Origin of the sequence: Brevibacillus sp. BD137 (assembly GCF_041644655.1) — a bacterium.
Classification (GTDB): domain Bacteria; phylum Bacillota; class Bacilli; order Brevibacillales; family Brevibacillaceae; genus Brevibacillus; species Brevibacillus brevis_D.
Window position 1 is genome coordinate 100,221 of sequence record NZ_JAOTNO010000016.1, and the last position, 12,632, is coordinate 112,852.

At 49.1% G+C, this 12,632-nt stretch carries 20 protein-coding genes; 4 read left to right on the forward strand and 16 right to left on the reverse strand.

What is annotated here, in order from left to right; genetic code table 11:
- Window positions 1-1,277 precede the first annotated feature (1,277 nt).
- The 3 genes from ODZ53_RS25750 to ODZ53_RS25760 are packed head-to-tail and all read left to right on the forward strand — an operon-like array spanning window position 1,278 to window position 2,240.
- Window positions 1,278-1,490, forward strand: a complete 213-nt coding sequence (locus ODZ53_RS25750; protein ID WP_372680996.1) for a hypothetical protein — start codon at window positions 1,278-1,280, stop codon at window positions 1,488-1,490.
- A complete protein-coding gene (locus ODZ53_RS25755) occupies window positions 1,474-1,833 on the forward strand; it encodes a hypothetical protein (RefSeq protein WP_372680998.1) in 360 nt (119 codons plus the stop codon). The genes ODZ53_RS25750 and ODZ53_RS25755 overlap by 17 nt, the downstream gene beginning before the upstream one ends.
- A 50-nt stretch (window positions 1,834-1,883) precedes the next feature.
- A complete protein-coding gene (locus ODZ53_RS25760; protein ID WP_372681000.1) occupies window positions 1,884-2,240 on the forward strand; it encodes a hypothetical protein in 357 nt (118 codons plus the stop codon).
- Between the two features lie 45 nt (window positions 2,241-2,285).
- Here the strand turns inward: ODZ53_RS25760 and ODZ53_RS25765 are convergent, their stop codons facing one another.
- The 16 genes from ODZ53_RS25765 to ODZ53_RS25840 all read right to left on the reverse strand — a co-directional run bounded on the left by ODZ53_RS25765 (window position 2,286) and on the right by ODZ53_RS25840 (window position 12,097).
- Complete coding sequence (locus ODZ53_RS25765; protein ID WP_372681002.1) at window positions 2,286-4,079, reverse strand: phage tail tape measure protein; 1,794 nt, start codon at window positions 4,077-4,079, stop codon at window positions 2,286-2,288.
- Window positions 4,069-4,404, reverse strand: a complete 336-nt coding sequence (locus tag ODZ53_RS25770) for a hypothetical protein (protein WP_372681004.1) — start codon at window positions 4,402-4,404, stop codon at window positions 4,069-4,071. The genes ODZ53_RS25765 and ODZ53_RS25770 overlap by 11 nt, the downstream gene beginning before the upstream one ends.
- 2 nt (window positions 4,405-4,406) lie before the next feature.
- On the reverse strand, window positions 4,407-4,856 hold the full coding sequence (locus ODZ53_RS25775; RefSeq protein ID WP_372681006.1) for a phBC6A51 family helix-turn-helix protein: 450 nt from the start codon (window positions 4,854-4,856) through the stop codon (window positions 4,407-4,409).
- Window positions 4,857-4,868: 12 nt separating this feature from the next.
- Window positions 4,869-5,384, reverse strand: a complete 516-nt coding sequence (locus ODZ53_RS25780; protein WP_372681008.1) for a hypothetical protein — start codon at window positions 5,382-5,384, stop codon at window positions 4,869-4,871.
- Between the two features lie 147 nt (window positions 5,385-5,531).
- Entirely contained in the window at window positions 5,532-5,705 is a 174-nt protein-coding gene (locus tag ODZ53_RS25785) for a hypothetical protein (RefSeq protein ID WP_372681010.1), read from the reverse strand.
- On the reverse strand, window positions 5,705-6,337 hold the full coding sequence (locus tag ODZ53_RS25790; protein WP_372681012.1) for a hypothetical protein: 633 nt from the start codon (window positions 6,335-6,337) through the stop codon (window positions 5,705-5,707). The genes ODZ53_RS25785 and ODZ53_RS25790 overlap by 1 nt, the downstream gene beginning before the upstream one ends.
- Window positions 6,324-6,758 carry a hypothetical protein gene (locus tag ODZ53_RS25795; RefSeq protein ID WP_372681014.1) on the reverse strand — a complete coding sequence of 145 codons (435 nt, stop codon included), beginning with the start codon at window positions 6,756-6,758 and terminating at the stop codon, window positions 6,324-6,326. Before ODZ53_RS25795 ends, ODZ53_RS25790 begins: the two co-directional genes overlap by 14 nt.
- On the reverse strand, window positions 6,755-7,096 hold the full coding sequence (locus tag ODZ53_RS25800; protein ID WP_372681016.1) for a cold-shock protein: 342 nt from the start codon (window positions 7,094-7,096) through the stop codon (window positions 6,755-6,757). The genes ODZ53_RS25795 and ODZ53_RS25800 overlap by 4 nt, the downstream gene beginning before the upstream one ends.
- Window positions 7,059-7,658, reverse strand: a complete 600-nt coding sequence (locus ODZ53_RS25805) for an HNH endonuclease (protein ID WP_372681018.1) — start codon at window positions 7,656-7,658, stop codon at window positions 7,059-7,061. Before ODZ53_RS25805 ends, ODZ53_RS25800 begins: the two co-directional genes overlap by 38 nt.
- Window positions 7,659-7,748: 90 nt before the next feature.
- Window positions 7,749-7,982 (reverse strand): helix-turn-helix domain-containing protein, encoded by a 234-nt coding sequence (locus tag ODZ53_RS25810; RefSeq protein WP_372681020.1) that lies wholly within the window; start codon window positions 7,980-7,982, stop codon window positions 7,749-7,751.
- 111 nt (window positions 7,983-8,093) lie between these two features.
- Window positions 8,094-8,636, reverse strand: coding sequence for a hypothetical protein (locus ODZ53_RS25815; protein WP_372681022.1), 543 nt, complete (start codon window positions 8,634-8,636; stop codon window positions 8,094-8,096).
- Window positions 8,637-8,655: 19 nt separating this feature from the next.
- Window positions 8,656-8,850 carry a DUF5659 domain-containing protein gene (locus ODZ53_RS25820; RefSeq protein WP_372681024.1) on the reverse strand — a complete coding sequence of 65 codons (195 nt, stop codon included), beginning with the start codon at window positions 8,848-8,850 and terminating at the stop codon, window positions 8,656-8,658.
- A complete protein-coding gene (locus tag ODZ53_RS25825) occupies window positions 8,840-10,054 on the reverse strand; it encodes a hypothetical protein (protein WP_372681026.1) in 1,215 nt (404 codons plus the stop codon). The genes ODZ53_RS25820 and ODZ53_RS25825 overlap by 11 nt, the downstream gene beginning before the upstream one ends.
- Window positions 10,055-10,496: 442 nt before the next feature.
- Window positions 10,497-10,955 carry a hypothetical protein gene (locus ODZ53_RS25830; protein ID WP_372681028.1) on the reverse strand — a complete coding sequence of 153 codons (459 nt, stop codon included), beginning with the start codon at window positions 10,953-10,955 and terminating at the stop codon, window positions 10,497-10,499.
- 471 nt (window positions 10,956-11,426) lie between these two features.
- The gene (locus ODZ53_RS25835) at window positions 11,427-11,726 is read right to left on the reverse strand and encodes a hypothetical protein (RefSeq protein ID WP_372681030.1); all 300 of its coding nucleotides are present in this window, start codon (window positions 11,724-11,726) and stop codon (window positions 11,427-11,429) included.
- Between the two features lie 2 nt (window positions 11,727-11,728).
- Window positions 11,729-12,097, reverse strand: a complete 369-nt coding sequence (locus ODZ53_RS25840; RefSeq protein WP_372681032.1) for a hypothetical protein — start codon at window positions 12,095-12,097, stop codon at window positions 11,729-11,731.
- 263 nt (window positions 12,098-12,360) lie between these two features.
- Here ODZ53_RS25840 and ODZ53_RS25845 point away from each other — a divergent pair, with 263 nt between their 5' ends.
- Entirely contained in the window at window positions 12,361-12,618 is a 258-nt protein-coding gene (locus ODZ53_RS25845; protein WP_258022523.1) for an XRE family transcriptional regulator, read from the forward strand.
- The last annotated feature ends 14 nt before the right edge of the window (window positions 12,619-12,632 follow it).

The following is a 12,632-nucleotide window of genomic DNA, read 5'->3' on the forward strand; positions in this document are numbered from 1 at the left end:
AAAGAAAAAACCTTGATACACCAAGGTTTTCCCTTCAATGGCGTCCCCGAGAGGATTCGAACCTCCGACCTACAGTTTAGGAAACCGTTCGGAGACACCCGTAACCTTCCCGTTACCCTCTTATGTTACGTTCCATCAACGTTGTGCTATCCGTTAGCCTAACCGGAGACATCCGACAGTCTCAAAACCGTCTCACGTTCTCGTCGGAATTAATATACCCGAAGTTTCGCGGACAAGCAAATTCTAAGACTACCGCTGGTCAACTGACTAAATCGCATGTGCAAAACAAATATTATACCACAACTCACCCTATCATCCGAATGTCTCACTAAACCTACCATTTATGCACGTTGCTATTTCTGTTTCCATATAAAAGCAGTATACTAGTATATAGAACGACCAATTGGGACAGGGAGTCGCACGGGGTAGCCTCCAGTGAAGGGGGTGACGCCTAATGCTAACAACTCTTACCTTGCTTTTAAAAATAGCAAGTTTGCCAGCTTCGATTTTGGCAACAGTAAAGTTGTATAGATGGCTCCGACGGAGATATAGAAAAATGCAAAAATCCACCCAATAGCTTCGCAGGCGTAAGGTGGATTAGAGCTTAATCGCGCGCCGTGAGTATCCCCACAGTCACAATTGTATAAAAATCCGTGGATGTTGGCGCATCTGCGGATTTTTTTTGTATATAAGTCTTGAGTCTTACCAAATAAATAGATTAGTATAGAAGTTTGCTATTCGCTAACCTCAATCCCATTATAAGTCGTTGTATTGCTGGACACAACATTTTGTTCCTTTTTCAGTATTAATAATTCTGTTTTCGGGATTAAGGGTTCCGTTCATCGATTTTAGTTTAGCCAAAAACACCCACCGTCATCCCATTACCGTCAAATATCGAACAGGTCGGATATCTTTGTGTCCGGCCTCTTCTTTTTGATCGCGCGGTAAATTGTCTGCTTAATTGCCTCGTATGGACCCGTCTTATAGTCCTTGTCCTCATCATATGTACATAGTCGAGTCAGTGTATTCTTCGACAACTTCGTCTCGCTCTGCACCCATCGCTGACTAATTTTATGTGAGTCCAAAAACGTTCCGAGCTTAGTCCTCCTCTTCTTCCAACTCTCTTCCATGACCATCACCTCAGTAACCAGCATGGTCAAGCTGTCACAAATTTAATCCCAACCTTGGGAATATTGGACAAACAGTCCCACATCTACTGTTATCAAAGCACCGCCTAGCATATCGCAGCGCTGCACTACATAACGGGAGGGATACGCATGGCAACCGAAAGAAAGCCGGTATGCTTCAACGTTAACGATCCGGTCGAACGCGAAATGTGGGAGGTGGCGCACGAACTCAATTTCAGCGGATGGGTGAAGACGCAGCTCAAGCCGCTCGCCCTCGCTCGAATCGCGCAACGTGTCAAAAAAGGCGTTGGTACCCCGGTGCCAGTACGAAAGGTGGCTAATGTCGATGCCCCGAAAGCGTAGATATTATCGCGAAGAACGGAGAGAGCCGCGCTATTACGACGATTATGACGATGACGAATGCGATGAAGACGATGAGGAGCTGGCAATGTCCGAACGGCTCGTAAATGGTGCGCTATGGACGATATTAGGCGTTCTCGCAATCGGCTCACTGCTCTCGTTCGCGCATACGCTCTATAGTCCGCAGGCTGTCGACAATAGTGGATATCGCGTTGTTTCTGTAAGTCGTGGGCGTGTACATACGGAAGAGGTCGGTACGGGGAAGTCCGTAAGCTTTCCGGACCGTACACTCGTGGACGCGGCTCTCAAAGGGAAAATTAAACGAGGTGACGTCATCTACCGGTAATAGCGTTGTGCTGCGTAACCTCTCCTCCACCGCGCAGGAGAGTCCGCCTAGTGCGTAGTGTGCGGAATGATATTTTCGTATCAATGGATTTTTCGGACGATTTCGATTTGATAACGGAAGGGGAACGGGGTATGGATATCGGGGAGACACACGAAGAATTACCGCGAGTGTCATCGACTCATTCGCGAGTGATGTACGGGAATCTCATTCAGATTGCGGATAATCTCGATTTTCGGAGTCCACTTTTTAACGGGAGAGCGAAACGGAATCGATCGTTGGGGAGTGCGCAGGCATTCGTTGTTGAACTCGCGCTGGCGGACGGGCAATTCCGTGAAAGGCTGAAACGGTACATGATCGCTGGCGGAAGACATTTCGTTTATACTGCGGATTACATGGATAGATATTAAAAGAAAAGTGCCCCTCCATATTTTAATGGAAGGGCATTCGTCATTCTACGAAAGTGCTGCCTTCATTTGACGGGCAAGAGCGTACGCGATCTTATCGATTACTTTCGGATCATCAACGTCGCCACCAGCCGCATTTACCACGAACGTATTCCCGGAGACACTGACGCTCCCGCCAGAACCACCGGAATACTCGCGATTTTCCTTCGCTGTTAGTACTCTTTCGCCTTTATGCATCTGGACGGTCATTCCGTCACGAGGCACATACGAAAGGCCATGATAGGCCTTTTCATCCGGTTTCTTCGGCTGCGGTGAGAGCCATTCCCATATCTGATTACCGGCTTTATCACCTAAGTTGAGCGCAGGATTGGCGTTGAGGATCGCTTTGCCCAATGCGCTATTTTCCATCTCACTTCGGATGCCTTGCGAAACGCTCGTAGCAATTCGAGCTCCGATTGTCAGTCCGGCTTTTGCGATATCTAGCGCGTTCTCCTCAAGGAACGTGCCGAAGTCTTTCGCTACCCTCGCAGCTCCGTCCTTCATCATCTGCTTTCCGCTATCCTCATACCACTCGTCGAATCGCCCCACCAGAGCACTCCAGAAAGGTGTAGGTTTCATCATCTGACGGTCCAACATCTCCGCCTGCTTGAATTTAAATTCTGCCTGTCCCGTGACTTCCCATTTTTGCGGATTATTGACGTACGGGTCGATAAACTCGTGGATACTCCTGCCCATGTCCTCGAAAGTAGCCGTAATCGCCGGGCCGTATATCTCCGCAATGTCCGCGAAGTATAGCGCGAGGTCCTTAATCACCGGAAGCAACGGTTGCATCGCGGAAATCTGGATCGTTTCGAACGCGCCGCTAAGTTGTTCCATCGCGCCCTTCGCGTTATCCATCTTTTTCTTCGCGACATCCAGCGCAGTCACCTTCGACATTTCCGCTTGGAATTTCCGGACACCGTCGGCACCTTCGTTAAACAAGATCGTTGCCCCGCGAATCGCGTCCGATCCGAACATCTCGTATAGCGCATCGCCACGCTCTTTCGGATTCAAGTCTACGAGTGACTTCCGGAGAACATCGGTCACTTCCGCAAGGCTGCGGAGTTCGCCTTTCGCGTTAAAGAACTGGTTGTTACCGTTCTTCGTGATAATTCCGAGTTTTTTCATCAACGTGGCGGCCTTATCCGTTTTCGGCGAAAGGTTCGACAACATCGTTTTCAACGACGTACCTGCGTCGGAACCTTTGAGTCCGTTATTCGCAAACAATCCGAGCGCCGTATTCGTATCCATGAACGATTGCCCCACGCCTGCAGCAACCGCGGATACCGCGGAGAGTGAGTAGCGCAAGTCCATCACGCCCGTTGCGGAAGCATTCGCCGTTCCCGCGAGTATATTCGAAGCGTCCGCTGCCGTCAGTGCGTCGCGTTTGTATGCGTTCAGTGCGGTCGACATGATCTCGGATGCGTCCGCCAATTCGAGTCCGCCCGCTGTTGCGAGGTTCAGCGCCGCTTCCAGTCCGCCCGCTTCGACGGATGCCGGAGTCAGACCGGCTTTCAGTAACTCTTCGATACCTTGCGCGGCTTCGAGCGCGGAATATTTCGTATTTGCGCCCATTTTCATCGCGAGATCGCTCATCCGCTTCATTTCTTCGTTGCTTGAGCCGGTCAACGCTTGAATCGTGGACATTTGCGCTTCGTAATCCATCGCCTTGTTAACGGACGAGAGCGCAAGTGCGGTAGTTCCTGCGAGTGCGGCTGCGGCTGAGAGGCCGCCCGTTATCTTCTTTAGTACCGGCGAAACCCCGTCTCGCATCACGAGGCGTGCGACAAGATCAAACGCCATCCATCTCGACCTCCCTCAAGATGCGCTTGAGAGCCCGATTGCAGGTCGAAATTAATCGCAGGACATCTACCGCGCCTTTCCGAATCGGTCGCGCCCCTTCCGGCATCGTTTTGCGTAGAGTGTCGATTCGTTTGGTAAGCGCGTGTATTTCGCTTAATCTGCGCCCGAGAAGCGCAACGTCCGCGTTTTCATCGCGCTCTAACTCCGCGATAACAAGGCGGAATTGTACGTAGTCTGCCGCGTCAAACGGTCGAGATTGTGCCAGGACTTCGGTGAGACGGTGCAGTCCGTCCCCTGCGATTTCACAGATTTTGTATGGGTCCATTGTTATTCCTCCCCGTTCACCATTCGACTGAATTTTAGAATCTCTGCTTGAATTTCGTCCGGTGACTTCGGTGTGAACGTAGATGTAGTGTCTACATGTTCTACACGATCTGTAAGAAGGCCAAAACGCCGGAGGTATAAATCCAGTGCTTTCACGCTTGGAACCTTGTTTCCGACGCGACCTAATGCTAAATCAAGCAGCGCCTTGTAAATCTGTTCGCGGTGTGTTTCGAGGAGGTCGTCAGACAGGTAATTCTTATAGCCGATGAAATTTGGGATCTTCTTGAACTCATAGAGCGTTGTCCTAGATATCCCGCACATATCGGCGATTTTTTCCATTGGGAGTTTTTTACCGTCCTCGGAAAGTAGCCCGAACTCGTTGTCGATCAACAATTCCGCTGCCCTTTGCTGCTGTGGAGTCAGTTTTGCCTTGTAGTAATCTCTTTTTGACACCCTCACCACTCCTTAGTACAAATGTTTTATGGTTTCGTAATGCTCGCGCGCTTCTTTCAGCGCATGATCGAGCGCCACGCGATCGTCTTTGAATCGTTTAGCACTGTCACGACACGACTCATCCTCGAAGTTTTTCCTGTGGTAACTTCTAAGTCGAAGGTTTAATACTCGGATTGCCAACGATAAATCGTCGCAGTTGCCCATATTTAGCTGTTCCATTGTTGTAATAATGTGAAGGGTACTGTATCCTATCGAACTTAAACTTGGCGACTTGGAGCCACGGAGTAAGCCCGCAATCTCCGCATACTGGTCGAATTTAGAGGTATCAACCGGAACCATACCACCACTAACAAGAACGGCTGCATACTGAGCCGTGATCTTATAAAATTTCTCCAACTCATCCAAAAGGACATACGATAAAGGCAGGTCAATAAACGGCTCTGGCGGATCGTCCGGCAGTCCCCGTTCCCTCCGTGCATTTCTCGTACGTTCTCGTAGTTGCTCTAAACGCGCACTAAGATCGTCCATTTCTCTCCTCCTGTATAAGAAATAAAAGCGCCTTCGTTCACCTGCCGCAATGAATACGTCCTCATCGACCACGCCCTCGTAGTTCGTCAGTAGAAACGAGTATTGTATTTCATCTTGTTTCCTCCTGCTAAAAGCAAAGACGCCGGATTACTCCGACGCCTGTTCGCTTTGTTTTTGCTTTAGCTTTGAATAAAGAACCTTATCTTCCATTCTCCCCGTCTTCTTCGCAACCTCGAACATTACCGAAATATCCTCGGCTGTGATTGTATGTCCGTCCTCAAGTTTTTGTCTCATCTCGCCAGCTTTTATAAAATAGTTCATTATGCATTACCTCCTGTTTCTTCGTACTCTTTTGGTTGCACATGTTGAAAGCTCTTTGGCATTTCTCCTCTACCAAGGAAGTAAAGGTCCGTGTCTGTCACAAAATGTTTCTCGACATCACTTCTTAAGTGGAAGTCTATACTGTTTAATTTATAACGAACGCCATCTCCGGCAATTCCAATAACACGTCGTTTCTCGAACTCGAAAGCATCATTAAGAGCCGTATAAGCCAAGGTCGCGTCAATGATCTCTTTCTTGGCACGGAGGAGACGCTTTAGGATCGGTTCCATCTGTGTTTGTTTGATGTGCGGCGCAAAAACTTCATTCCACTCGCGGACAATCTCTTCGGCCGTAATATCGTCAGGGTTTCTTAACGCACTATAAACTTGCCTCTCTTGTTGTCGGCGCTTTAACACTTTCTCTGCTTCCTCTACCTTTGTCCCAAGCGCCTCTACCTCGTCAGTAATTCCCTTTCCAGCGCTCACACTCGCAACCATCGCTTGCTCATATTGTTGTTTCAGCGCGACAATTTCCTCCTGCGCCTTTTGCTCAAGCTCTGCCATTGCCATAACTTTTTGTTGCTTACTTTCACGCTGCTCCAATTGTTTGTCAGCCAGTTCAAATTTCATCATATTTTCCATCTCCTCTTAGTTTGTTGAGTATTTTTTCGACCAATCCAATAAAAAGGAGCCTCCATTTCGGGGGCTTCCGCTTCGGAATCTTCGGTTTGATCTCGTAAATTTCCGCGAGAATATCCCGACTATGTTCGATAGCCTCACGCGTACCGGCCGTATCCGATCGGTGCTTGAACGTCACAGCGATCCCTACTGTACGCAGCGCGGCTACATATAGCGCGAGTTCAGACGTCCAACACTCAACCGTTTCCAGGCGATATTTCCGCATAATCTCCGCGATAAGTTCGCAAGCGGCGTCCGGTCCTTCGTATGGTAGCGTGATTTCATCGAGCAGATAACCGTCCTCACCGTGAAGGAGCGCAACAAGGAACGGTTGCCTTTCGACAAGTTCGATGTTTGCGATGACGAGCGGCCTCATCCGATCACTCGCACATTCGTAGCATGCTGTCCTTTAGGATCCTCGACTACGTCGAAACAGATACGCGAGCCTAACCGGAGCTCTCCGCTGACTACGTTGCGGGCATGAACGAAAATTCCACAATCCGAAAAACCAAATCCCTTTGTATCGGAATACCACTTCATTCCTCCACAACGTTGTCCATCCGTTGGCTGCGGCTTTGGTTCGTGGCGCGGACTTACGAATCCGGTGGATGCGATCCACTCAAAATAGTCCGGCTGGTCCCAAGTTGATACTCGAATCTTTTTACCTACGCGATTATTAAACGACGGCGCACGTTCGGCTACCTGTTGCATCATGCGTTTTTCCCCCTCTTTTTCTCTTTTCACGTTGTTCCTTCGACCACATTTCGCCTGCATGATATCCCTCGATCAGCCATCGCATTTCCTCCGGCGTGCATCCGTTATGCTTCGCCATGTGCGCGATTAGTGCGTCGAACCGCTCGGTTGTGAATGCGGGCTCCTTTTCATAGAACTCGATCACTGTCCGGTTCTGTTTTCGACTATTGCATGAATGGCACGCAGCCACGATGTTCCAGCGCGAGGTAGGCCCATAGTGCTGAATTGGTCGGACATGCTCAACCTCTAGTTTCTCTCTACTCCCACAGTAAACACATGATTGGTCGGGTGCCTTACGAATAGAGGTGAACTCCGTGCATGTGAGGTAGGTTCCCACTCCGAGATTTGCCGCTCGTCGGCGGTGCCACTTATACGAATGGTAATTAGGATCATAACTGGCGCGATCTCGGGCACTAACGCAAGACTTACATATCGTACTCACACCGCCTTTGTAACGAGAGTCGCGGGTCATCTTATTTAGCGGCTTGGTTTCGCCACATTTGCGACAAGTCTTCGTTTCCATTCCGTCTTCCTTGATTCGGCCTAGCAGTTTTGCCGTTGGATTTTTCCTGCGCGTTGATCCGGGATTGAAGGCTCCCGTCGCCCGTTCGCACTAGAAGTCTGCGACTGCTGATAGACGACGGATTCGTTCTTGTAAGTCGGGATCGTTCGTATCGACCTTCCGCGTCAACTTGCCAACGAAATACGGCGACACTTTACGCCTGCCGTTTTCGAGGTCCGACAGAAAACTTTGTGAAATACCGACATGTTCCGCAAACTGTTTCTGGTTCATCTCGGTCGCCAAACGAATAGCAATGACATCGCCGCTCGTCAGATTCACAACCACATTCGCTCATCTCCTTTTTGTGTTTTTTATCGCTAATTTTTTCAAAACAAAAAAGGACTAAGCACGACTGCTAGTCCCTCTCACCTATACTTTTTTGTCGCCATTTAAAACTCACCCTCTACGCATCTTCCGGATTGTCCATTTGTTGAAGTCGCGAGCTGCGTCATCGTCTTCTTTTCCTGGCTCGTAGGTCTTTCTCTTTCGATTCCCTTTACCGTACAGTTGTTGTTTGCCTCTGATGTAGGCCAACCCCTCCTCATCCATCGACTTTTCGTACTTCCAGGAATGTTTCAACATTTCATATTCATTGATCCAAAACGGGTACTCCAGCCACCAAATGTAGTATTCATCGCGCTTTGTTCTCTTTTTGGTCTTTCCTGTCAATAGTGCTTTGTCAGCTCGTTGTTGACGCCTTTGGAGTGTTTTGACGGCGGTTTTGCACTCGTTGCTACACGTTCGTTTAGTATTCCGCATACTGTCGTCTCTCCACGGATAGCCGCAATAGTCGCACCGTTTTATACGCTTATCATCGGGCGTCTCCTTGAGCAAACGCTGAATGGCAGACAGCGCTTTGTCACGCGATAGACCAACGATATGTTGACGTGCATACTCAACAGCGCCCTCGCCGGGCCATCCGTATTGTTTGGTTTGCATTGGGATAATCGCTCCGTTCTTATTGGGATGGGCTATTACTGTACTCGGTTATCGCGCGTTCGATTTCGTCAGATTTCCGGAATAGGAACACGTTACGTCCGTTCCCTCTGCGATCGGCCTCGGTTCTTACAAGGACGAATCCTCGCGCCATCAGGTAGCCAGCGAGTTTCTGCGAATGGATAATCTTGTACGGCTTGTCAGCTTTAAATCTCATAATTCGCCCACGCTTTCAACAACGAGCGCATCCGACTCGACGGTAGGTATAGATTGATCGGCTCGCCTTTTCGGATTCGTGATCGCCATACCCATTGGAGCAGGTCGGAGACGGCGAGAAGGTCCTGATTGACGGATATTCCGCGATCCTCGAAGAACACGCGCTCGAACGGATGGGCGTATCGGTTGTAAACGTAAGCCAGCGCCCACCTATCCGCGTAGTCGTTCGTCGCTCTAGCGTTAAGGTGGAGGAATGAGTCTGAGTAGCTTTTCACGCGAATCTTTGGTCGGCCTGTCTTTCTGTCCTTCTTGATCGTCCAGAGCGTTTTCGCCCCCTTTGCGTTGCACTTGTTGTACAGGAAGTTGTACGTGTTGTTCGCAAGGGCTTTGATTTGATCCGGTTTCGCATTATCCAGCCACCTAGAGCTCAATGCATTCCTCTGTTTGGCGACGTCGTTTAGCGGCCCTTCGTACAGGTCAATCAACTGGAATATCTCGGCGCGTCCCTCGCTTGTCCGATCATACGGAGTCAGTTCGTAGCGGTCATAGTTCCTTACAACGGACCTAAGTTCGTACTCCAACGAATGGAGTTCGTAATAGTACCGCTGTATCTGCGCGTCGAACAGGTACGTCAGGTTGATTACCTCGTCGAATACGCCAAAAATGCGCGGTGGGAACGTCCAAATAAGGAACTGTCCGCGATGATAGAACAGTGTGCCAGCCTTCGCGAATAGCTTAATGTCCGAGAACCGCCCCTCCACGTACTCGTCGCTCGCCCACACTACACGCTTTTCTTCGTTGACTTCGATCTTTTTAGCGTCCAGGAGAATCCGGATATCCTGCTGGCTGATATTCGCAACGTCAATAACGTCCATGACCTCGTCCAGAATGAGCGTATATCCTGCGTCAGTCAGGAGCTCGACGAGTTCGTCGTCCGCCTTCTGAAATAGCGCGTGAGTAGATACGATATCGGCCCCGTCCGTAATCCACTGCTTGAGTACGTGCATCTTCCGCCCTTCGTAATCGTCGTTATGTGTACTGCGAAAAGTCCGACCTGTTACCGATTCTTTGATTCGAGTTACTTCGTCATTGAACGGAGTAATGTAGATGAACCGCTTGTGTGCGGGCGCATCGTTCATGTGCTGAACCGCCCACGACGTTTTACCGCTTCCCATGATCGCATCGACAACCATAATCTTACGCACGAAACCGCCTCCATATCCGAGTTTTTTCGTAGGATTAACGCGTCATACTCCACAACGTTTTCCCGTTTTTCTCTTTAAGGAATAACGCGTAGAAACCGCGCCATTACTGGTTTTTTTACGATTTTTACGCAGGTCAATTGCGTAACTAAGTGCAAGCGTCGTCGGGAACCACGCCCTCCTAGCTGCCGTCACTACCGCTCCGGCCCCCTTCTATTTACTCGCGAATAATGTACATGTAACTACCATCGCGATAAGATGATGACTGCGATTGACTGAGCGGAACGCGAAGGAAAGCGCTCGACAAGGCGGAGCCGCGGTCGATAGGACGCGCAATAATAAACCGCCAGCTCACAAACGGAACCAGCGGTGTTATAATCGTAGTACAATCGTTTATTTACCGTAGGAACACGCCGCGAGCCCGCCAGCTTAACGGCGTGGTTTTTTAGAATTGAACGAAGTGACCGTTGCTGTCTACAGGAGCTAGCCAATCCCAGTCCTCCGTCTCTTCCGTCAGTAACTCCGCAGCCTCTTCGAGGTCGTCTGCCCATACAAAAATCGGAACAATACCTTCGCCCGCTATTTTTTCAAGCGCTCCGTACAATGTCCAACCTGACTCTGGATCGTTTATTGCCCCTATTCCACGCTCTATATGGAGTTGCCTAAGATTTGCGCCCGCTTCACGTTCAAGGTCCTCGATGTTCTCCATCATAGCGAACTGGACATCAAGTAATGCTTCAATGAGGTCCTCTTGTGAATTTAGTTCGTGTAAGAGATCGGGAATCGACTCCTTCAGTTGGTCAAACGTTCTGTCATTTTCGGCAGAAACAATATCAACGCGATAAATGTGTTCACTTCCGCACCCGCAAATTTCCCCCGCAGCAAAATAACGTGTTTTACCCATTCATCATCTCTCCCATAGTGTTAGTTTTGGCCCGATCGGTTCGTGCCGCTTGTCCTTCTACTCCGTTATTCGTACGTAAAATGATTTCGCACACGTTTTGTTAAAATCTTTTTCCTCCCTCACCAAGTTTGACGGGAGCGGTTACCTAATTTACGCCTCTACTTAGATAAACGGGCGAATTTAAATCTCGCACACTCTCCACAAAAATTATTTCGCCGTCATAGAGATTACCGGATGCGATCGCCTATTTCGCGCACCCTCTACTTAACAAGACGCTCGAGTTTTGTTTCTGCACACCCTCTACGTAGTTATCCGTACGTAAATCCATTTCGCACACTCTCCGGACAAAAAAAAATAAACGCCGTTGGCGCGGCGCTTTCGTTGACTATTCGATCCCATTCCGTTGGCGCGAAACGAGACCCCTCCGTTATCGGCCCGCCTATCGCCGACAACTTCATTGGCAAGCGGTATTTATGCGTTCATGTCTTTCACGATCACGTTATGTTCCGCAATGCACATTAAAAACTCCGTGAGGCCGAAGTGGTAAAGAGACGATATATCAAAATCATCTCCGACCTCTATCTCGAATAGCTCCGCGTCCGTAGAGTAAACCCCCTTGTGCCCATAAACCGGCGTTACCGTTGCGAAGGCAAGTGACATTTTATCGTAGGTAATTGCGTATCGGTCGGAGATTAGTATCCCATCGAAGATATCCGCGACAATTGATTGATCTGTATCATCGTAGGACACCAAAATCTTCACATTCTTCATGATTAAATTCCTCCTTGGATTTGGCTCCGGAACTGTTCCGGCAACATCTCGTGGTATTTGAAGTAATGACCGTATATCGAATAGTTGAGGTACTCGCGCATCATGTCGAGTCCGCTGATGCTGGCGAGTTTATCTACGAAGGCTTGTACTATATGCTCAGTAATCTCCGGCCCTTCGAATAGCGGTCGCTCGCGCAGGTCTGACTCGTAATAATCTCCCGCCTTCTTAACGCGGCACCAGTACAGTGTCTGGTTCGGCAGATAGTCCTCGCTGGCTACGTAAAGACAATGCCAGTCGTCGATAAGCCACCCTGTCGCCGTAAAGTAATCCTCAGCCTCGTCATCGTAAAACCGTAGTGTGATGGCTCTCATCCGCGTTTCCTCCGCTGTTCTTGCTCGGCCACGAGCGCTATTAACAATCGCAACCGCGTACGGAGTGACAAGCGCTGGTATGTCCCTGCCTTCAATCTCATGCTCGATCCCACCTTACCGTAATTTGATTATCGTTTTTCGTTAATCACTTTATGACCATAGTTTATATCGTTTAACGTTAAGCGTCAAATGTTTTTCGCAAAAAATTTAACGCTTGTTTTCGTCGGCTGATATTTCGTATAATTAAAGAGAGGTGGAAGCAGATGATTAAGATAAAAATCGATGCTTTATTAGAGGAATACAACGATGGCAGGCCCGATAATGAGAAGTTAACTCGAGGCGCAATTGCACGCGAGGCTAAAGTACGGCCTAACGCCGTCTACGAGATGTTTGATAACGAAACAAAGAGGATCGACCTAAGAACGTTTAATAAGATTCTCGATACTATTGGCAAAATGACTGGTCGAGAAATAGCGATCCAGGATGTACTCGAATATGTGCCGGGGTCCCCGGAGGAATAAAAAGAACCGCTCTC

Bases quoted from the DNA above. Each gene is read 5' to 3' on its own strand.
- ODZ53_RS25805 (WP_372681018.1), bottom strand. From the start codon at position 7,658: ATGGAAACGAAGACTTGTCGCAAATGTGGCGAAACCAAGCCGCTAAAT.
- ODZ53_RS25815 (WP_372681022.1), bottom strand. From the start codon at position 8,636: ATGCAAACCAAACAATACGGATGGCCCGGCGAGGGCGCTGTTGAGTAT.
- ODZ53_RS25755 (WP_372680998.1), top strand. From the start codon at position 1,474: ATGCCCCGAAAGCGTAGATATTATCGCGAAGAACGGAGAGAGCCGCGC.
- ODZ53_RS25765 (WP_372681002.1), bottom strand. From the start codon at position 4,079: ATGGCGTTTGATCTTGTCGCACGCCTCGTGATGCGAGACGGGGTTTCG.
- ODZ53_RS25795 (WP_372681014.1), bottom strand. From the start codon at position 6,758: ATGAGGCCGCTCGTCATCGCAAACATCGAACTTGTCGAAAGGCAACCG.
- ODZ53_RS25800 (WP_372681016.1), bottom strand. From the start codon at position 7,096: ATGATGCAACAGGTAGCCGAACGTGCGCCGTCGTTTAATAATCGCGTA.
- ODZ53_RS25785 (WP_372681010.1), bottom strand. From the start codon at position 5,705: ATGAACTATTTTATAAAAGCTGGCGAGATGAGACAAAAACTTGAGGAC.
- ODZ53_RS25830 (WP_372681028.1), bottom strand. From the start codon at position 10,955: ATGGGTAAAACACGTTATTTTGCTGCGGGGGAAATTTGCGGGTGCGGA.
- ODZ53_RS25770 (WP_372681004.1), bottom strand. From the start codon at position 4,404: ATGGACCCATACAAAATCTGTGAAATCGCAGGGGACGGACTGCACCGT.
- ODZ53_RS25790 (WP_372681012.1), bottom strand. From the start codon at position 6,337: ATGATGAAATTTGAACTGGCTGACAAACAATTGGAGCAGCGTGAAAGT.
- ODZ53_RS25780 (WP_372681008.1), bottom strand. From the start codon at position 5,384: ATGGACGATCTTAGTGCGCGTTTAGAGCAACTACGAGAACGTACGAGA.
- ODZ53_RS25835 (WP_372681030.1), bottom strand. From the start codon at position 11,726: ATGAAGAATGTGAAGATTTTGGTGTCCTACGATGATACAGATCAATCA.
- ODZ53_RS25840 (WP_372681032.1), bottom strand. From the start codon at position 12,097: ATGAGAGCCATCACACTACGGTTTTACGATGACGAGGCTGAGGATTAC.
- ODZ53_RS25845 (WP_258022523.1), top strand. From the start codon at position 12,361: ATGATTAAGATAAAAATCGATGCTTTATTAGAGGAATACAACGATGGC.
- ODZ53_RS25820 (WP_372681024.1), bottom strand. From the start codon at position 8,850: ATGAGATTTAAAGCTGACAAGCCGTACAAGATTATCCATTCGCAGAAA.
- ODZ53_RS25750 (WP_372680996.1), top strand. From the start codon at position 1,278: ATGGCAACCGAAAGAAAGCCGGTATGCTTCAACGTTAACGATCCGGTC.